This is a genomic window from Sphingomonas sp. IBVSS2, from assembly GCF_002127225.1.
Lineage (GTDB): Bacteria > Pseudomonadota > Alphaproteobacteria > Sphingomonadales > Sphingomonadaceae > Sphingomonas.
Genome location: NZ_NFUR01000002.1, coordinates 308,203 through 325,194 on the forward strand (window position 1 = coordinate 308,203; position 16,992 = coordinate 325,194).

A 16,992-nucleotide genomic window follows, 5' to 3' on the forward strand; every position below is an offset into this window, starting at 1 on the left:
TGTCGTGACGGATGGCGTGAAGCTCGAAGGCCAATGCCTGTGCGGTGCGGTGCAGGTGCGGATCGCCCCGCCCGAGCCGCATATCGGCGCCTGCCATTGCGGAATGTGCCGGCGCTGGGGCGGCGGCCCCGCCTTGTCGCTCAGGCTGGTGCCCGACCCCGAGATCGAAGGCGCCGAGCATGTCGTGCGCTATCCGTCCTCCGACTGGGCGGAGCGCGGCTTCTGCCGGAGGTGCGGCACGCATCTGTTCTATTTCTACCGGCCGCAATCGGGCTATTCCTTCCAGGCCGGCCTGTTCGAGGGCCTGGACGGCCATGACCTGGCCGAAGAGATCTTCATCGACGAGAAGCCGAACTATTATGCCTTTGCCGGCGAGCGCGAGCGGATGACCGGAGCCGAGGTGATGGCGAAGGCCGGGATCGAGAGCGCCTGACGCGGCGCGCTTCCGGCAATCGCCCGGATCAGCGCTCCCAGGCCGCCGGGACCGGGCTCATCCCCCCGGTCTCGCGGATCACCACCAGGGTCTCGAAGGTCCGCACGCGTTCGTCTGCCGAGAACAGGCGGCGTACCAGATCGTCATAGCTTTCCATGTCGCGCGCGATGACCCGCACCGCGAAATCATGGTCGCCGGTGACGTTCCAGGCCTCCATCACTTCGGGCTCGGCGCGGAAGATCTCGAACATCTCGGCCACTGTGTTGGCATTCTCGCGCTCCAGCGTCACCAGCACGATCATCGAGAGCGGCCAGCCCAGCGTCCTCGGCCGCACCACGGCGATCTCGCGCTCGATCACGCCGGTCTCGCGCAGCCGGCGGATGCGGCGATAGCAGGCGGGGGCGGAGAGGCCGACCTTCTCCGCCAGCATCGCCACCGGCTGCTGCACATCGACCTGAAGCAATTCGAGCAGCTTGAGGTCGAACGAATCGAGCGATTCAATCTTCGTCATCGCAGCAGCATAGCGTGATAAAATTTATCGCATAACCGCAAAGATAAACCGCTCTTATCGACGGAAATCCCTATCTCTCGGGGCGTTCCTTCCACATCCGTTCGAGTATCGTTCGATGAGCAGTGTCGTCGCCCTTCGGCCCCATTCCCCGCGCCTCGATGCCGTCGGCCTCGGCGCGCTGTTCCTGTCGATGCTGTCGGTGACCATCGGCGCGACCTTCGCCAAGCAGCTGTTCCCGCTGGTCGGCTCCGAGGGGGCGACCGCGTTGCGGCTGATCGTCGGCGCGGCGATCCTCTCGGCGATCTTCCGGCCGTGGCGGTTGCGGCTCGACACCGGCTGGCGCTCGCTGCTCGGCTACGGCCTCGTGCTCGGGGTGATGAACCTCAGCTTCTACAAGGCTCTGTCCTACATCCCGCTCGGCATCGCTATTGCGATCGAGTTCACCGGCCCGCTCGCGGTCGCGGTGCTGACTTCGCGGCGCCGGATCGACTTCCTGTGGATCGGGATCGCGGTGTTCGGCCTGTTGCTGCTCCTGCCGATCTGGAAGGGCGCCGCGCATCTCGACTGGCGCGGCGTCGCGCTCGCGCTGATCGCCGGTGCCTGCTGGGCGGCCTATATCCTCACCGGCCGCCATGCCGGCCAGGCGCACGGGCCCGCCGCCGCGGCCGGAGGCATGCTGATCGCGGCCCTGCTCGCCGTTCCCGTGGGCGTGGCCCATGCCGGTGCGGCGCTGCTGCGGCCCGAGGCGCTGATGCTCGGCCTGCTCGTCGGCATCGTTTCCAGCGCCATCCCCTACGCGCTCGAGATGATCGCACTGCCGCGGCTGCCGGCGAACACGTTCGGCACCCTGCTCAGCGCCGAGCCCGCGGTGGGGGCGCTGATGGGGCTGCTGCTGCTGGGCGAGGTGCTCACCGGCACCCAGTGGCTGGCGGTCTGCCTGATCGTCGTCTCCTCGGTCGGCACCGCGATCAGCGCCCGTCCCGGAGCGGCGATCGAGCAGCCCTAGACGGGAAAACCCCTCCCGTGCCGGGGCACGGGAGGGGCAGGATTTGGAAAGCCGGGCTGGGGACCTTGCTCTCCGCGTGAAAGGCCTATGTCAGGATCAGGCCGTCACGATCTGGGTGGGCGGCAGCCGCTCCTCGAGCCCGCCGAGCAGGCCGACGACGATGCGTCGCACCGGCTGCCAGAAGGCGGAGAGCAGCAGCAGCGCCGATCCGATCACCAGTGCGGTGAGCGCCGCCGCCAGCTCGACCGCGCCGGTCGCCTGGAACAGGGCATACATCGCCCAGAGCACATAGATCAGGCTGGAGACGAGCAGCGCACGGCGGTCGACCGCCAGCGCCACGAAGGCGAAGGCCACATAGAGCGCGATCACCACCGCGGCGACCGGGCCGGTCACCTCGCCGTCGAACACGCCGAGCATGTGGAATACCGGGTGCGCGATCAGCGGCGCCGCGGCGAGGTGCAGCCAGAAGGCGACGTCCGAGCGGCGGGTGCGGCGCTGCAGGTCGCTCATGTCCCAGCGCATCGCGAAGAAGAACATCGCCACGCCCGCAACCAGCAGCATCTCGTTCACCCAGTCCTTGGCCTGGGGCACGAAGGCTAGCACCAGCGAGACGCCGACCCCGACGAGCGCCAGCGCGCCGGCTGCCACGGTGATCGGCACCATGAAGCGCTTCCAGTGGATCCAGGTGGCGGTGGCGGTCAGCAGCCCCACCGCCGCGGCGACGCCGCCGGCCAGCTGCTGCTTCTGCAGGTCGGTCGCCAGGTGCATCTGCTGCTCGATCCAGGGGATGTTGGCGGCGAAGATGCCCGAGAGACCCGCCGCGATGCCGCCGGTGAAGCCGAGCATCAGCAGGATCGAGGGGAGCGCCATGCGGCGGCGCGCGGTGAAATATTCGGCGAGCATCCAGCTGGTCGCTGCCACGGCGAAGCCCCCGCCGATCATGTTGCCGCCGACGACCCGCTCTTCCGGCCCCGCGCCGATCAGCAGCACCCCGAAATAGGCGCCGATGCGGGCCGCGGCGACGAGGATCAGCGCGGCGGCGATCGCCACGAAGATGTCGTTGAAGCCGGTGAGCAGCTTGAAATGTTCTTCGTCCACCGCGGGCGCCGCTCGGCGCTCGGCGACATAGTTGCGCAGCGCATTGGCGGCGGCGGGGGAAAGCGCCCCCGCTTCCACGGCACTGGCCAGATCGCTCTCGCTATACATGGCAGTTTCCTCCTGTGGGGAGGTTTTACCATATGTGTATTAGTGATGCAATACGGTGAGGCGGTTGTGTCCCCCTCCCTGCAAGGGAGGGGAGTTTCAGCCCCTTTGCAGCTTCCCCAGGATCAGCATGGTCTGTTCCGCACCCGAGCCCGGCACGATTTCGCCGGTCCGGTCGGTGATCTGTGCCCATTGCGCCTGCACTGCCTCTGGGGTCAGCGCTTCGAGCTTCGCGCCCTGGGTCAGCGTCACATAGGCGGCCTGGACCACGCCGCCGCCCGCGCCGACGATCTGGTTGGTCGGGGCGTCCTCGGAGACGAGGAACAGCGCGGCGGGGGCGACATTCTCGGGGGCGAAGGCCTTGAAAGCCTCTTCGGGGAACAGGTCCTCGGTCATCCGCGTGCCCGCCACCGGCGCGATCGTGTTGACCTTGATCCCGTATTTCGCGCCTTCGAGGTAGAGCGTCTTGGTCAGCCCGGCCAGGCCGAGCTTGGCCGCGCCGTAATTCGCCTGACCGAAATTGCCGAACAGGCCGGTGGACGAAGCGGTCATCAGGATGCGGCCGTAATTCTGGTCGCGCATCGTCTGCCACACTGCCTTGGCGCAATTGGCGGAGCCGATCAGATGGACGTCGACGACGAAGCGGAAATCGGCCGGCTCCATGTTGACGAAGCTCTTGTCGCGCAGCACGCCGGCATTGTTGATCAGGATGTCGATCCGGCCCCATTTGGCCTTCGCCGCCTCGACCATCGCGACCATATGGTCGTAGTCGGTCACGCTGCCGCCATTCGATATCGCCTCGCCGCCCAGCGCTTCGATTTCCTCGACCACCTTGAGCGCCGCGTCCGAATGGCCGGTGCCGTCGCGGGCGCCGCCCAGGTCGTTGATCACCAGCTTCGCCCCGCGCCTCGCCAGTTCGAGCGCATAGGCGCGGCCCAGGCCGCCCCCCGCACCGGTGACGATGGCGACGCGGTCCTTGAAGTCGATGGTCATTGGTCTCTCCCGATATCGGGGAGACCTTAGCCACAACGACCGCGCCGCAACAACAGCCGTCATCCGGCGCCGCAATCGTCATCCCGGCTTTCGCCGGGATGACGGGAAGGGGCGGCAATAGCGACCGCCCCAGGTCCCTCCCAGGTCCCTCATCGCGACTGGCCTCACCGCGACTGGCGGCAATGGTCCTTGATGGTCCTGGAGCAGCGCGGATAGCTTTTCGGATCGGAGGGCATCGGCGCGGCTGCCTCGGGTGCCGGGGGCGCCGGAGCCGCTGCCGGCGGAGTGGGCGCCATCGCCGCATCCGGGGCGGCGGGCGCTTCCGGCGCTGCGGGTGGCGGATTGGTGGCCGGGGGCGGCGGTGCCGCCGGATCGGCAGGCATGGCGGGATCGGCCGGCGGCGGTGGCGGCGCAGCGTCGGTCGGCGGCGCGGGCGGGGTAGGGGCAGGGGCCGGCGCGGTCTGCGGAGCCGTCTGGGGCATGTCCTGCGCGATGGCGGTGCCGCCCATCGCCAGGGCCGATGCCAGGAGCATGAACTTCATCGAAACTTCCTCTCTATCGCCCCACCCGCCTGCCTCCGGAAAACGCATGTGCCGGGCGCGACGTTGCGCGCCCGGCACATTCGGTCCCGCAAAAAGGGGCGATCGGCGCTATTGGCGCTGACGGCACCCGTCGAACTGGCCGCGCTTGCACATGGGATATACCGCCTTGGGTGCCGGCGGCGGGAAAGCCTGGGTGGGCGTCTGCGTGCTGGGCACGAAGACCACCTGGGTTCCCGGCGGCGGCGTGGAGCCGCTGCTGAACAGCGGCGCGGCCGGCGCGTAACCGCCCAGCTTGCTGGCATCGTTGTTGGTGGGGGAATCGGCCTTTTGCGCCGAAGTCTGCGCATGCGCGGCGCCAGCGACCAGGGTCAGCGCGGCGGCCAGGGCAAGTAGTTTCATGGGATGCGTCTCCTGAAACCGGGCGAGATCGTTACGCCCGTGCCTGCAACGCGAGGAGACGCGGTTGGTTTCGTTAAATTGTGGTCATGTGGGGAGGCGGGCCGTGGCGGTGCGCCTGTCCGTGGGCGGCGACCCCGGATGCGGGAGGCCGAAGAGAGGAAGGCGGCAGGAGGGCGCCAACCACCGACCGTCACCGCGGTCTTGTGCCGGGATCCACGGCGAGGCGGGCATCGGACGGGAGGCTCGCGGGCAGAAACTGCGGGCGGTCCACCCCGGCACAAGGCTGGGGCGACGGCGGGCCTGGTCCGTCATCCCCGCGAAAGCGGGGACCCATCTCCTGGACCGTCTCCAATCACTGCGGGCGTATTCGCGGCCAGTGCACGAGATGGGTCCCCGCTTTCGCGGGGATGACGAAGGAAGCTGGAGTTGCGAAGGGAATCAAAGGCCTGATCGGGTTCTACCCCCAGGCCGTACCCCTAGTTCCCCGCGTCGAGCGCATATCCCGCGGAGCGCACGGTGCGGATGATGTCCGGCCGGTTGCCCTTGTTGATCGCCTTCCTCAGCCGGCGGATGTGCACGTCCACCGTGCGGCTCTCGATGTCGCTGTCATGCCCCCACACCGCATCGAGCAGCCGCTCGCGCGAGAACACCCAGCCCGGATGCTCGAGGAAATGCTTGAGCAGCCGGAACTCGGTCGGCCCCAGCTGCACCACTTCGCCCGCGCGGCGCACCTTGTGGCCCACCGTGTCCATCTCGATGTCCGAATAGGTCAGCGCCTCGCCGGCCAGTGCCGGGCGCACGCGGCGCAGCACGGCGCCCACCCGGGCGACCAGCTCGCGCGGGGAGAAGGGCTTGGTGACGTAGTCGTCCGCCCCGGTTTCCAGCCCGCGCACGCGATCTTCCTCCTCGCCGCGCGCGGTGAGCATGATGATCGGCACATTGGCCGTCTCGGGCATGCGGCGCAGGCGCCGGCACACTTCGATCCCGCTCAGTCCCTCGACCATCCAGTCGAGCAGCACGATGTCCGGTGTCGCCTCCTTGGCGAGCAGCAGCGCCTCTTCCCCATCGGGCGTGTGCTTCACCTCATAGTCTTCGCGCTTGAAGTGATAGGCGACCAGTTCCGCGATCGCGGCGTCGTCCTCGACGAGAAGCATCTTCACTCGGGCCATATATTCCCCGTTTCCCCGCTCAGTTCGCTTGGGCCTCGCCGGTCTCGCGCTCGGCCATGTAATCGCCTGTCGCCGCGAAATAGACCATTTCGGCCACGTTGGTGGCGTGATCGCCAATCCTCTCCAGGTTCTTCGCCACGAACAGCAGGTGCGCCACCTGGCTGATCGTCCTCGAATTCTCGACCATGTAGGTCACCAGCGTGCGGAAGATCGAATCGTAGAAATCGTCGAGCGCATTGTCGCGCGCGCAGATTCGCACCGCCGCCTGGGCATCGCGCGCCGAATAGGCGTCGAGCACGTCGTGCACCATGTCCGCCGCCAGCTGCCCCATCGCGGGCAGGATCGAGACGACGTCGATCCGTTCCTCGCCCGCCTCGCCATGGATCATCGGCACGCGCTTGGCGATGTTCTTGGCATAATCGCCGATCCGCTCGATCACCGCGGCGATCTTCAGCGCGGCGATGATCTCGCGCAGATCGTCCGCCATCGGCGCGCGCAGCGCGATCACGCGGACGACGAGCTTCTCCAGCTCGGCCTCGATCGCATCGATCTGCTTGTCCTTCTGGCGCACTTCGTTGGCGAGCGCGGTGTCGCCCCGCTGGAGCGCCAGCATCGCGTCCTCGATCGCCTGTTCGGCCAGGCCGCCCATCTGCGAGATGAGCGCGCGCAGCTGCCCGATATCCTGATCGAACGCCTTGACGGTATGTTCGTGGCTGCTCGCCATGGGCCTACTCCTAGCCGTAACGGCCGGTAATGTAATCCTTCGTCCGCTCCTGCTTCGGCGCGGTGAAGATATTGTCGGTGTCGCCATATTCGACCAGCTGGCCGAGATGGAAGAAGGCGGTCTTCTGGCTGACCCGGGCCGCCTGCTGCATGTTGTGGGTCACGATCACGATCGCATAGCGCCCGCGCAGCTCGTGGATCAGCTCCTCGATCTTGGCGGTGGCGATCGGATCGAGCGCCGAGCAGGGCTCGTCCATCAGGATCACCTCGGGGTCCACCGCGATGGCGCGGGCGATGCACAGGCGCTGCTGCTGGCCGCCCGAAAGCGCGGTGCCGCTGTCGCTCAGCCGGTCCTTCACTTCGTCCCACAGGCCGGCGCGGCGCAGCGATCCTTCGACGATCCCGTCCAGCGCGACCTTGGAGGCGGCCAGGCCGTGGATGCGCGGGCCATAGGCCACGTTCTCGTAGATCGACTTGGGGAAGGGATTGGGCTTCTGGAACACCATGCCCACCCGCGCGCGCAGCTGCACCACGTCCATCGCCGAGGAATAGATGTCCTCGCCGTCCAGCGTGATGTCGCCGGTCACCCTGGCGGAGGCGATGGTGTCGTTCATCCGGTTGAGCGTGCGCAGGAAGGTCGACTTGCCGCAGCCCGACGGGCCGATGAACGCCGTCACATGGTCCATGTCGACATCGATCGAGACGTCGCGGATCGCCTGCTTGTCGCCGTAGAAGACGTTCACGCCCCGCGCCGACATCTTGTGCCCGGTCGCCGTTGCAGTGGGAAAGAGAGTGGCGTCGGTCATTACCAGCGGGTCTCGAACTTGTTGCGAAGATAGATGGCGAGCCCGTTCATGGCGAGCAGGAACACCAGCAGCACGATGATCGCCGCGCTGGTCTTCTCCACGAAGCCGCGGCTCACTTCGTCCGACCACAGGAAGATCTGCACGGGCAGCACGGTGGCCGGATCGGTGAAGCCCTGGGGCGCGGTCACGATGAAGGCGCGCATGCCGATCAGCAGCAGCGGCGCGGTCTCGCCCAGCGCGCGGGCCATGCCGATGATCGTGCCGGTCAGGATGCCCGGCATCGCGAGGGGGAGGACATGGTGGAACACCACCTGGATCCGGCTCGCGCCGATGCCGAGCGCGGCGTCGCGGATCGAGGGCGGCACGCCCTTGATCGCGTTGCGGCTGGCGATGACGATGACGGGCATGATCATGAGCGCGAGGGTGAGCCCGCCGACCACCGCCGCCGAGCGCGGCAGCAACGGGCCGAAGCTGTGCCCGCCAATCTCCCAGGTGCCGAGGAACACCGCCAGCCCGAGCAGGCCGAAGATGATCGAGGGCACTGCCGCCAGATTGTTGATCGAGACTTCGATCAGGTCGGTCCAGCGGTTCTTCGGCGCATATTCCTCGAGATAGATCGCCGCGAGCACGCCCACCGGGAAGGCGATCAGGAAGGTCACCAGCATCGTCAGGAGCGAGCCCTTGAGCGCACCCCAGATGCCCACCGCCACGGGATCGTTCGAATTGCTCGCGGTGAAGAAACCCCAGTTGAAGCCGGTGCGCAGCTTGCCGGCGCTCCGGAGCCTGCTCGCATCCGCCTGTGCGGCCGCCGTGCCTTCGCCGCGCGCGCCCATCTCGAGCGCGGTCGATGCGGGTACCCAGATGGTCTTCCTGCCGCCCAGGATCGAGGGATCCGCCTTGATCGCGTCGCGCACCGTGATCCAGGCGCTGTTCGCGGCCAGCGAATGATCGCCGCCGCTCTCCGCCGCGATCTCCACCTTGTCCTGCAGCCCGGCGCCCGACAGCGCCAGGTCGGCGCCCGGCGTCGAGAGATGCGCGCGGTCGACCGCGAGCCCCATCTTCGGGAAGTCGAGGTCGAGCGCCACTTCGCTGCGGGTGAAGCCGCGCGCGCCGTTCGCCACCATGGTGAGGATCAGGAAGGCCAGGAACGCGGCGGACAGGATCACCGCCAGCATCCCGAACAGGCGGAAGCGCCGCTCGGCGGCGTAGCGGCGGCGGATGCGCTTCTGCATCGCCGCGCCCTTCCAGTCGGTCGGCGTCCGCTCGGGCACGGGGGCGGGGGCGGCGCGCTTACTCATAGGCTTCGCGATACTTCTTCACGACGCGCAGCGCGACGATGTTGAGCAGCAGGGTGATCACGAACAGAGTCAGGCCCAGTGCGAAGGCGGCCAGCGTCTTCGGGCTGTCGAACTCGCTCTCGCCGGTCAGCAGGTCGACGATCTGCTTGGTGACGGTGGTGACGCTCTCGAACGGATTGAGCGTGATGTTGGCCGCCCCGCTGGCGGCCATCACCACGATCATCGTCTCGCCGATCGCGCGGGAAACGGCGAGCAGCACGCCCGCCACCACGCCCGGCAGTGCCGCGGGGAGCAGCACGCGCGAGATCGTCTCGGAATTGGTCGCGCCCATCGCCAGGCTGCCGTCGCGCATCGCGGTGGGCACCGCGGCGATCGAATCGTCCGCCAGCGAGGAGACGAACGGGATGATCATCACGCCCATCACCAGGCCGGCGGCCAGCGCGCTCTCGGCCGAGGCGAAGGGCATGCCCAGATGCACCGCGAGGTCGCGCACCGCCGGCGCCACGGTCAGCGCGGCGAAATAGCCATAGACCACCGTCGGCACGCCGGCGAGGATCTCGAGCATCGGCTTCATCCAGCGGCGCACGCGCGGCGCGGCATATTGGGTGAGATAGATCGCGCTCATCAGGCCGAAGGGGATGGCCACCAGCATCGCGATCACCGCGCCGATGAAGAAGGTGCCCCAGAACAGCGGCACCGCGCCCAGCGACTTGCCCGGGTTGTTCGGGTCGATCAGCTGCGGGCTCCAGTGCGTGCCGAACAGGAAATCCTGCGGCGGCACCATCGCGAAGAAGCGGATCGATTCCCAGAACAGCGACAGGAAGATCCCGATCGTCGTCAGGATCGCGATCAGCGAGGCGACGAGCAGGATCAGCATCAGCCCGCGCTCCACGCGGGTGCGGGCGCGGAAGGCGGGGCTGATCCGGCTGAACGCGAAGGCGCCGCCGGCAAAGGCCAGCAGGATGGCGATCGCCGTGCCGGTCCAGCCGTAGAAACCGATCGCCTCGCGCATCGGCGCCACCAGCGCGTCCGCGGTGGGATCGAAGGTCGAATCGGCCCGGCCCAGCGCCACGTCGCGCGCCTCGCCCAGGATCGTGTCGCGCTCGAACGCGAAGTCGGAGAGTTGGCTGGCCGCAGGCGCCTTGAGCACCTGGTCCCTGATCAGCGCGGGGCTGAGCGCGGTCCAGGCCGCGACGAACAGCAGCGCGGGCAGCACCGTCCACATCGCCACGTACCAGCCATGCTGCGACGGTAGCGAATGCAGCCGCTTCTGTCCGCCGCGATCGAACCGCACGGCGCGCGCGCGCGCGGTCAACCAGCCGATCAGGCCAAGGCCGACCACCACGAACAGGAGCGCGAAGACATTCACCAGGAGGTCAGCTCGGTACGGGATTCAGGAAGGGAAGCGATGATGTCCTCGTTTCAGTGCAGCTGGGAGGGATCGAGCGCAATCCCCTTCTCGATGATCTCGGCCGAATGTTCCTGCACCTCGCTCGGCGCCGCGATCAGCCCGCGCTTGGTCAGCTCGCCCTTGGGTTTCCACATCGTGGCATAGAGGTTCAGGAAGTCCTGCATCCCGCGCACCGCCTTGATGTGGCGCTGCTTCACATAGATGTAGAGCGGGCGGCCGCCCGGATATTTGCCGGTGACGATCTCGTTGTTGGTCGGCTCCACGCCTTCGATCGGCGTGCCGTGCAGCCGGTCGATATTCTCCTCGAGATAGGAATAGCCGAAGATGCCGAGCGCGTTCGGGTTCTGGCTCAGGCCCTGGACGATCAGATTGTCGTTCTCGCCCTTGTCGACATAGGGGCCGTCGTCGCGGATGCGCAGGCACGCGTCCTGGAACTTGGCGGGGTCGGCACCGGCCTTCAGCGCCTTGGCCTCGGGATAGGCCTCCAGGCAACCCGGCTCGAGCATCAGCTCGGTAAAGGCGTCGCGCGTGCCGCTGGTCGAGGGCGGGCCCATCACATAGATCGGGATGGCCGGCAGCGCCGGATTGACGTCCTTCCAGGTCTTGGCGGCATTGGGCTTGCCCATCGGGTTCGCCGCGAGCGCGAGATACAGGTCCTTGCGGGTGAGCTTGAGCCTGGGCCCCGCATTGCTCTCGGCCAGCACCACGCCGTCCAGCCCGATCTGCACTTCCAGGATCTCGCCGACATTGTTCTTCTGGCACAGGTCGTATTCGGTACGCTTCATCCGGCGCGAAGCGTTGGCGATGTCCGGATATTGCGATCCCACGCCCTCGCAAAAGGCGCGGAAGCCCGCGCCCGAGCCGATCGATTCGATCACCGGGGCCGCGCGGCGCTTGTCCTGGTTGACAAAGGCCTCGGCCACCGCGGTGGTGAAGGGGAAGACGGTCGAGCTGCCCACGGCGCGGATCGGGCGGGTGGTCCCGCTGTCGCAAGCCGAGAGAGCCACTGCGGAAAGCGCGAAAAGCACAAGTCTGCCAAGCATCGCCGTCTCCTGTCCCTGGGATTGTAAGAATCACGGGGCACGCGCCCGGACGGCTGCCCCCATCGGGGCCCTTCGGCTTCTAGCGTGACAGGTTCATGACAATCGGTGGACGGGCAGCAGCACGGTCACCGTCGAGCCCTTGCCCACGGTGCTGGCGATGTCGAACCGCCCGCGGTGGCGCTCGACGATATGCTTGACGATGGCGAGCCCCAGCCCGGTGCCGCCCAGCGTGCGGCTGCGCCCCGAATCGACCCGGTAGAAGCGCTCGGTCAGGCGCGGCAGGTGCTCGGGCGCGATGCCTTCGCCCTGGTCGGTTACGGTCAGCCGCACCATCGATTCGCCCTCGGGCGTCAGGCTGACGAGGATCGGCGTGCCCTCGCGGCCATATTTCATGGCGTTGCCGATCACGTTGTGGAGCAGCTGGCTCAACTGCGAGGCGTCGCCGCGCACCGGCTCGGTCTCGGCGATCTCGGTCACCACGTCCGCCGCGCGCGGCGCGCCGGAGAGTTCCAGGCACACTTCGTCGATCAGCTCGTCCATCGCCACCGGATTGTCCGGCGCGCGATATTTCTCCGCCTCGATCCGGCTGAGCGAGATCAGGTCGTCGATCAGCCGCTGCATGCGGCGCGCCTCGTCGTGCATGATCTTCAGGAAGCGCTTGCGGATGCCGGGGTCCTCGCTCGCGCCATCCTCCAGCGTCTCGACATAGCCGAGCAGCGAGGCGAGGGGGGTGCGCAGCTCGTGGCTGGCATTGGCGACGAAGTCGACGCGGATGCGCTCGCTGGCATAGCTGCCGGTGCGGTCGATCAGGTGGACGATGCGGCGCCCGTCGCCCAGCGCGGTCACGCGCATCTCCCAGCGCTGGTCGCGCGTGCCCAGGCCGACCAGGTGGATCGGCGCGGAGGAATCATGATCGCTCGGATTCATCAGCCGCTCGGCGGCGGCCGGATGGCGGATGGCGACGCGCACGTCCTCGCCCAGGATATGCTGGCCGAGCAGGGTGCGTGCGGGCGGATTGGCGGCGATCACGCGCCGGTCGGCGATCAGCAGCACCGGTTCGGCGATCGCGTCGAGCACTTCGCCGATGCCCGGGCCCTCGGCCGCCGCGGGAGCGGTGTCGAGCGGGCCCATCGGGTCGCCGCCCGCCGTCGCCACCAGCACGGCGGCGACGCCGCACACCAGCATGACGAGACTTGCCTGCACGTCGCCGTTGAGCAGCAGCCCCGCGAGCGCGCCCGCGGCAGCGATGCCGAGCGCTGCGAGCGCCTTTATGCCAGGAGAATAGGGCATTCAGGGCCTTACTAGGGGCGGCGCGCGCGTTCGTCATCCCCGCAACTGAGTGCGCTCCCGTGAAAGCGGAGGTGCGGCTGTCCCACAATTTACGATTGCGAAACGCCGAGAGGCGCAGGACAATGCGCCATGGCAGACGAAGATCCGGCCCCGAAGGCTAGCCGCCGCGCGCTGATGCTGGGCGCCGCGAGCGCATCGGCGATCGTCTCGATCCGGCCGGCGCTGGCGCAGACCAGCGCCTCGGTGATGCATTGCGAGATCCCGGTTCCCGATCCCGGCCGCGCCGGCCAATATGTCGCGGCGGACGGCAAGCTCGTCCCCGCCGGCACGCCGGGCGCCTTTCCCGCGGCGGGCACGCCGTTCAAGGCGGAGGACGTCAAGCGCGCGCTGAACGGCGGCACGCTGCCGGGCACCACCTACGAGCAGAGCCGCGCCTACACCAACTATATCCGCCGCCTCCAGTCGGGCACCAGCGGCTTCACCTGCTTCGCCTCGCTGCAGATGCCGCGCGGCTGAGGCCCATGTTCGCGCAACGACGCGACGGCGCGACGAAGAGGATTCCGTTCACGCGAAGGCGCGAAGCCGCGAAGAAGGAAGAAGCGGTTCGCGCAGAGGCGCAGAGGGCGCTGAGATGCCTCGCGCCGCGCCAGCGGCGCCCTCCATTGCGACGTTTCCAAAATTCCTGCTGCTGCCGCGGCGCCGGGGCCGGTCGCGAGCAAAACCTCTTTGCGCTCTCTGCGCCTCCGCGCGAACAAAATCTTCTTCGCGGCTTCGCGCCTTCGCGTGAATCAAAATGACGGCCTATCGCGCCGCGCCGCCGGAAACCCTGCGCATCGTCCCGCTCGACGCGCTCACGCTGATCTATCACCGCGCCTCGGGCATTACCCATGTCGTCGATGCGCCGGTGCCCGAGCTGATCGAGGGGCTTGCCGCCGACGCCCTCACCGTCGGTCAGCTGCTCGCAAGGCTGAAGGACCAGTACGACCTGCTCGACGCCGATCCCGCGGCGCTGGCCGTCCGCCTCGACGAACTCGTCCAGGCCGGCCTGGTGGAGCGGCTGTGAGGCACGCCACGCGCCTTGCCATCGGTCCCGCGGCCTTCCGCATCGGCAGCGACTGGCGTGCGCCGATCGCCCGGCTGGAAGACCTGTACCGCGACTATCCCAGGCCCGACATTCCCGACTTCAACGTCCATCTCTTCGCCGCGCGGCCCTGGCGGAAATTCCTCCGCCCCGCCGTCCACATCGGCGGCGACTACAGCATTCCCGATGCCGCGCCGCTGCCGCTGGCCCAGGGGCTGCTCGCCGCCGAGATGGGGATGAACCTCCAGATGGCGCTCGCCCAGCGCCGGTTCCTGCTGCTGCATGCATCCGCGGTCGAGCGGGGCGGAAAGGCAGTGTTGCTGACCGGCATTTCCGGTGCGGGCAAATCCACCCTGGCCGCCCTGCTGATGGCGCGCGGCTGGCGGCTGATGGGCGACGAGTTCGTGCTGATCGATCCCGCCACCGGGCTGGCACATGGCTTTCCCCGCCTGATCAGCCTGAAGAACCAGGCGATCGCGGTCGTCCGGGCCGCGCTGCCCGATGCGCGGTTCGGGCCGCTGCTTCCCGGCACGCCCAAGGGCGACATCCGCCATCTCGTTCCCGATGCCCGGGCGATCGCCGCGATGGCCGTGCCCGCCGAGCCGGCGCTCCTCCTCTTCCCACGCTTCGGCTTCGCCGCCGCCGAACGCCCGGTGCCGCCGAGCGAGGCGTTCGTCCGGCTGACCCAGGCTTCGACCAACTATGTCCATCTCGCCGAGCGCGGCTTTGATGCGCTCACCCGGCTCGTCCGGACGGTGCCGGCGCGGGCGATCGACTATCCGGACACCGAAAGCGGCATTGCCCTGGTCGAGGCGCTGGCATGACGCCCGGCTGGCGCCTGGCCCATGTGCTGCGCGAGCCGAGCCTCGCGATGGATTTCACCGCGGGGGAATGGACCGAGCTCTTCGCGGTGGCCCGGGCCGAGCAGATGGCGGGCACGCTCGCCCATAGGCTGAACGGCCTCGCGCTCCCCGCCGCGGTCCGGCGCCTGGTCGAGGACGCCATCGCCTCGGCCGAGCAGGTCCGCCTGGCGGCGCTCTGGGAGGCAGAGATGGCACGGCGGGCGCTGGCGCCGCTGGGCATGCCGGTCGTCCTGCTCAAGGGCACCGCCTTCGCCGCCGCCGGGCTCTCGCCCTCGGTGGGCCGCAACATCGGCGATCTGGACATACTGGTCCCCCGCGACCGGATCGGGGAAGCCGAGGCCGCCTTGCTCGCCGCGGGCTGGGAATGGGTGAAGCCCGATCCCTATGACGATGCCTATTATCGCCGCTGGATGCATGAGCTGCCCCCGCTGATCCACCGCGAACGTGACCGGATGATCGATGTCCATCACACGATCCTGCCGCTCACCGCCCGGATCACCCCGGACGCCGAGGCGCTGCTGGCGGCCAGCGAGCCGCTCGGCAACGGCCTGTCCATACTTTCCGGCCCGGATCGTCTGCTTCATGCCGCCGCCCATCTTCTGGCGGACGGCGATCTCGCCGGCGGCATGCGCAATCTGTGGGATATCCATTGCATGTTCGTGTCCGAAGCACCCGCCGGCCTGTCGGAGCGTGCCCGTCGCCACGGCCTGACCCGCGAAACGGCCCGCGCCGCCCGGCTGTCGCACGCCCTGTACGGCACCGAGGTGCCCCCGGAATGGCGGGGCCTCGGCGCCATCGACCGCCTCTATCTCCGCCGTCTGACGGCGCGGGACGGCTGGGGCCGCCAGACCCGGAAGCTCACCCGGCTGGGCTTCTATGTCCGCAGCCACTGGCTGCGCATGCCGCCGCTGATGCTCGCCCGGCATCTCTGGACCAAATACCGCAAGGGCTATCGGCCGGTCGGCTGAAGACGTTGAAACAAAACAAGAACAAATTCTTGCCCTGCGGGGGCCCTGCGGCTATTCTGCGCGGGCATTCGAGCAGAAGGGATCGCCATGTTCCGCAAGGTCGCTTTCACCATGTATCCGGTCGTCGATCTCGCGCGGGCGCGCAGTTTCTACGAGGAGACGCTCGGCCTGCCGCCCAGCCAGGGTCCCGAGGGGATTCCGTGGATCGAATTCGATCTGCCCGGCGGCGGCTGTCTCGCGCTTACCAACGTCACCGGCGACAGGCCGGCCTCGGATGCCGGCGGCACGATCGCCTTCGAGGTCGAGGACCTGGATGCGCTCTGCGCTGAGCTGGAAGGGAAGGGCGTCACCTTCAAGAGCGACCTGATCCACTCGCCCGTCTGCCGCATGCGCGTGATCGAGGACAGCGAAGGCAACGCCATCCTGCTCCACCAGCTGAAGGATCGGGGCTGATCCTCTCCCTCGTCGTCCCCGCTCAGGCGGGGATGACGGTTGAGGGGCGGGCCGGGAGCTCGGCCCCCAGCCGCTCGAGCGCCGGCACCAGTTCGGCATAGCTGTCGATCACTGCGTCGGCCCCCAGTTCCGCCACCGGCTGCGAGAGAAAGCCGAAGCTGACGGCGATGCTCGGCACCCCGGCATTCCTCGCCGCCAGTGTGTCGAAGATCGAATCGCCCACGAACGCCGCGCGCCCGCCGCCGCAGCGGCGGATCATCTCCAGCAAGGGCAGGGCGGAGGGCTTGGCGTTGCCGTCGCCCATGGTGTCGCCGCCGATGATCGTGGCGAAGCGCGCGCGCAGCCCCAATTCCTCGATCAGCTTCACTGCCAGATCCTCGCGCTTGTTGGTCACGATCGCCAGCGTCGCGCCCCGGGACGCCAGCGCGTCCAGCGCCTCGATCATGCCGGGGAAAGGGCGCGAATGGTCGGTGAGATGGTCGCGATACCAGTCGAGCAGCGCGGGGTGGAGCCAGGCCATCAGCGCCTCGTCATGGCCGCCCGATGCTTCCAGCGCCTGCTCCAGCATGTGCTTGCCGCCGCGCCCCACCATCGTCATCACCGCTGCCTTGTCGAGCAGCGGCCGCCCGGCCAGGCCGAGCGCGTGGTTGGTCGCGCCCAGCAGGTCGATGCTGGTATCGATCAGGGTGCCGTCCAAGTCGAAGCCGACGATGTCGAAGGGGAAATCAGCCATCGCGGTGCTGCCTGCCAGCGGACCTATGGAATTGGCAAGCTTATCGTGGCAGGGGGCGGGGGCACGG

The 16,992-nt window shown here is 68.3% G+C and carries 20 protein-coding genes; 7 read left to right on the forward strand and 13 right to left on the reverse strand.

Annotated features, from left to right (window positions below):
• Positions 1 to 4: 4 nt before the first annotated feature.
• Positions 5 to 433 (forward strand): GFA family protein, encoded by a 429-nt coding sequence (locus CAP40_RS07540; protein ID WP_256924068.1) that lies wholly within the window; start codon positions 5 to 7, stop codon positions 431 to 433.
• Between the two features lie 28 nt (positions 434 to 461).
• On the opposite strand, the gene CAP40_RS07545 is transcribed toward CAP40_RS07540, so the two are convergent.
• Positions 462 to 944, reverse strand: a complete 483-nt coding sequence (locus tag CAP40_RS07545; protein WP_086128776.1) for an Lrp/AsnC family transcriptional regulator — start codon at positions 942 to 944, stop codon at positions 462 to 464.
• Positions 945 to 1,059: 115 nt separating this feature from the next.
• On the opposite strand from CAP40_RS07545, the gene CAP40_RS07550 reads away from it, so the two are divergent.
• Complete coding sequence (locus CAP40_RS07550; protein WP_086128777.1) at positions 1,060 to 1,950, forward strand: EamA family transporter; 891 nt, start codon at positions 1,060 to 1,062, stop codon at positions 1,948 to 1,950.
• A gap of 96 nt (positions 1,951 to 2,046) precedes the next feature.
• Here CAP40_RS07550 and CAP40_RS07555 read toward each other — a convergent pair whose 3' ends face one another.
• From CAP40_RS07555 to CAP40_RS07605, 11 genes are all read right to left on the reverse strand, one after another.
• Positions 2,047 to 3,156: a hypothetical protein gene (locus CAP40_RS07555; RefSeq protein ID WP_086128778.1), complete on the reverse strand. Its 1,110-nt coding sequence runs from the start codon at positions 3,154 to 3,156 to the stop codon at positions 2,047 to 2,049.
• Between the two features lie 96 nt (positions 3,157 to 3,252).
• Positions 3,253 to 4,146: an SDR family NAD(P)-dependent oxidoreductase gene (locus CAP40_RS07560; RefSeq protein WP_086128779.1), complete on the reverse strand. Its 894-nt coding sequence runs from the start codon at positions 4,144 to 4,146 to the stop codon at positions 3,253 to 3,255.
• Positions 4,147 to 4,310: 164 nt separating this feature from the next.
• Positions 4,311 to 4,688, reverse strand: coding sequence for a hypothetical protein (locus CAP40_RS07565; protein ID WP_086128780.1), 378 nt, complete (start codon positions 4,686 to 4,688; stop codon positions 4,311 to 4,313).
• A 108-nt stretch (positions 4,689 to 4,796) separates the two neighbouring features.
• Positions 4,797 to 5,087, reverse strand: coding sequence for a hypothetical protein (locus CAP40_RS07570; protein WP_086128781.1), 291 nt, complete (start codon positions 5,085 to 5,087; stop codon positions 4,797 to 4,799).
• A gap of 476 nt (positions 5,088 to 5,563) precedes the next feature.
• Positions 5,564 to 6,256, reverse strand: a complete 693-nt coding sequence (gene phoB, locus CAP40_RS07575) for a phosphate regulon transcriptional regulator PhoB (RefSeq protein ID WP_086128782.1) — start codon at positions 6,254 to 6,256, stop codon at positions 5,564 to 5,566.
• 19 nt (positions 6,257 to 6,275) lie between these two features.
• Positions 6,276 to 6,980 carry a phosphate signaling complex protein PhoU gene (phoU, locus tag CAP40_RS07580; protein WP_086128783.1) on the reverse strand — a complete coding sequence of 235 codons (705 nt, stop codon included), beginning with the start codon at positions 6,978 to 6,980 and terminating at the stop codon, positions 6,276 to 6,278.
• A 10-nt stretch (positions 6,981 to 6,990) separates the two neighbouring features.
• Positions 6,991 to 7,785 carry a phosphate ABC transporter ATP-binding protein PstB gene (gene pstB / locus CAP40_RS07585; RefSeq protein ID WP_086128784.1) on the reverse strand — a complete coding sequence of 265 codons (795 nt, stop codon included), beginning with the start codon at positions 7,783 to 7,785 and terminating at the stop codon, positions 6,991 to 6,993.
• Complete coding sequence (gene pstA / locus CAP40_RS07590) at positions 7,785 to 9,083, reverse strand: phosphate ABC transporter permease PstA (RefSeq protein ID WP_256924069.1); 1,299 nt, start codon at positions 9,081 to 9,083, stop codon at positions 7,785 to 7,787. Before pstA ends, pstB begins: the two co-directional genes overlap by 1 nt.
• Positions 9,076 to 10,452 carry a phosphate ABC transporter permease subunit PstC gene (gene pstC / locus CAP40_RS07595; protein WP_086128785.1) on the reverse strand — a complete coding sequence of 459 codons (1,377 nt, stop codon included), beginning with the start codon at positions 10,450 to 10,452 and terminating at the stop codon, positions 9,076 to 9,078. Before pstC ends, pstA begins: the two co-directional genes overlap by 8 nt.
• Before the next feature lie 53 nt (positions 10,453 to 10,505).
• Complete coding sequence (locus CAP40_RS07600; protein WP_086128786.1) at positions 10,506 to 11,537, reverse strand: substrate-binding domain-containing protein; 1,032 nt, start codon at positions 11,535 to 11,537, stop codon at positions 10,506 to 10,508.
• Positions 11,538 to 11,630: 93 nt separating this feature from the next.
• Positions 11,631 to 12,827 carry an ATP-binding protein gene (locus CAP40_RS07605; RefSeq protein ID WP_086128787.1) on the reverse strand — a complete coding sequence of 399 codons (1,197 nt, stop codon included), beginning with the start codon at positions 12,825 to 12,827 and terminating at the stop codon, positions 11,631 to 11,633.
• A 129-nt stretch (positions 12,828 to 12,956) separates the two neighbouring features.
• Between CAP40_RS07605 and CAP40_RS07610 the strand changes: the two genes are divergently transcribed.
• The 5 genes from CAP40_RS07610 (at position 12,957) to CAP40_RS07630 (ending at position 16,192) form a co-directional block, all read left to right on the forward strand.
• On the forward strand, positions 12,957 to 13,343 hold the full coding sequence (locus CAP40_RS07610; protein ID WP_086128788.1) for a hypothetical protein: 387 nt from the start codon (positions 12,957 to 12,959) through the stop codon (positions 13,341 to 13,343).
• Between the two features lie 277 nt (positions 13,344 to 13,620).
• A complete protein-coding gene (locus CAP40_RS07615; RefSeq protein ID WP_086128789.1) occupies positions 13,621 to 13,890 on the forward strand; it encodes an HPr-rel-A system PqqD family peptide chaperone in 270 nt (89 codons plus the stop codon).
• Complete coding sequence (locus CAP40_RS07620) at positions 13,887 to 14,732, forward strand: HprK-related kinase A (protein WP_086128790.1); 846 nt, start codon at positions 13,887 to 13,889, stop codon at positions 14,730 to 14,732. Before CAP40_RS07615 ends, CAP40_RS07620 begins: the two co-directional genes overlap by 4 nt.
• Positions 14,729 to 15,739: a nucleotidyltransferase family protein gene (locus tag CAP40_RS07625; protein WP_086128791.1), complete on the forward strand. Its 1,011-nt coding sequence runs from the start codon at positions 14,729 to 14,731 to the stop codon at positions 15,737 to 15,739. Before CAP40_RS07620 ends, CAP40_RS07625 begins: the two co-directional genes overlap by 4 nt.
• Positions 15,740 to 15,826: 87 nt before the next feature.
• Positions 15,827 to 16,192, forward strand: coding sequence for a VOC family protein (locus CAP40_RS07630; RefSeq protein WP_086128792.1), 366 nt, complete (start codon positions 15,827 to 15,829; stop codon positions 16,190 to 16,192).
• A gap of 22 nt (positions 16,193 to 16,214) precedes the next feature.
• Here the strand turns inward: CAP40_RS07630 and CAP40_RS07635 are convergent, their stop codons facing one another.
• Positions 16,215 to 16,925 carry an HAD hydrolase-like protein gene (locus CAP40_RS07635; RefSeq protein WP_086128793.1) on the reverse strand — a complete coding sequence of 237 codons (711 nt, stop codon included), beginning with the start codon at positions 16,923 to 16,925 and terminating at the stop codon, positions 16,215 to 16,217.
• Positions 16,926 to 16,992: the final 67 nt, after the last annotated feature.

What these genes read in the sequence shown, in the direction of transcription:
- phoB (WP_086128782.1), bottom strand. Translation starts at nt 6,256, where the DNA reads ATGGCCCGAGTGAAGATGCTTCTCGTCGAGGACGACGCCGCGATCGCG.
- CAP40_RS07630 (WP_086128792.1), top strand. Translation starts at nt 15,827, where the DNA reads ATGTTCCGCAAGGTCGCTTTCACCATGTATCCGGTCGTCGATCTCGCG.
- CAP40_RS07555 (WP_086128778.1), bottom strand. Translation starts at nt 3,156, where the DNA reads ATGTATAGCGAGAGCGATCTGGCCAGTGCCGTGGAAGCGGGGGCGCTT.
- CAP40_RS07560 (WP_086128779.1), bottom strand. Translation starts at nt 4,146, where the DNA reads ATGACCATCGACTTCAAGGACCGCGTCGCCATCGTCACCGGTGCGGGG.
- CAP40_RS07625 (WP_086128791.1), top strand. Translation starts at nt 14,729, where the DNA reads ATGACGCCCGGCTGGCGCCTGGCCCATGTGCTGCGCGAGCCGAGCCTC.
- CAP40_RS07635 (WP_086128793.1), bottom strand. Translation starts at nt 16,925, where the DNA reads ATGGCTGATTTCCCCTTCGACATCGTCGGCTTCGACTTGGACGGCACC.
- CAP40_RS07600 (WP_086128786.1), bottom strand. Translation starts at nt 11,537, where the DNA reads ATGCTTGGCAGACTTGTGCTTTTCGCGCTTTCCGCAGTGGCTCTCTCG.
- CAP40_RS07550 (WP_086128777.1), top strand. Translation starts at nt 1,060, where the DNA reads ATGAGCAGTGTCGTCGCCCTTCGGCCCCATTCCCCGCGCCTCGATGCC.
- CAP40_RS07570 (WP_086128781.1), bottom strand. Translation starts at nt 5,087, where the DNA reads ATGAAACTACTTGCCCTGGCCGCCGCGCTGACCCTGGTCGCTGGCGCC.
- pstA (WP_256924069.1), bottom strand. Translation starts at nt 9,083, where the DNA reads ATGAGTAAGCGCGCCGCCCCCGCCCCCGTGCCCGAGCGGACGCCGACC.
- pstB (WP_086128784.1), bottom strand. Translation starts at nt 7,785, where the DNA reads ATGACCGACGCCACTCTCTTTCCCACTGCAACGGCGACCGGGCACAAG.
- CAP40_RS07615 (WP_086128789.1), top strand. Translation starts at nt 13,621, where the DNA reads ATGACGGCCTATCGCGCCGCGCCGCCGGAAACCCTGCGCATCGTCCCG.
- CAP40_RS07610 (WP_086128788.1), top strand. Translation starts at nt 12,957, where the DNA reads ATGGCAGACGAAGATCCGGCCCCGAAGGCTAGCCGCCGCGCGCTGATG.
- CAP40_RS07565 (WP_086128780.1), bottom strand. Translation starts at nt 4,688, where the DNA reads ATGAAGTTCATGCTCCTGGCATCGGCCCTGGCGATGGGCGGCACCGCC.
- phoU (WP_086128783.1), bottom strand. Translation starts at nt 6,980, where the DNA reads ATGGCGAGCAGCCACGAACATACCGTCAAGGCGTTCGATCAGGATATC.
- CAP40_RS07545 (WP_086128776.1), bottom strand. Translation starts at nt 944, where the DNA reads ATGACGAAGATTGAATCGCTCGATTCGTTCGACCTCAAGCTGCTCGAA.
- CAP40_RS07605 (WP_086128787.1), bottom strand. Translation starts at nt 12,827, where the DNA reads ATGCCCTATTCTCCTGGCATAAAGGCGCTCGCAGCGCTCGGCATCGCT.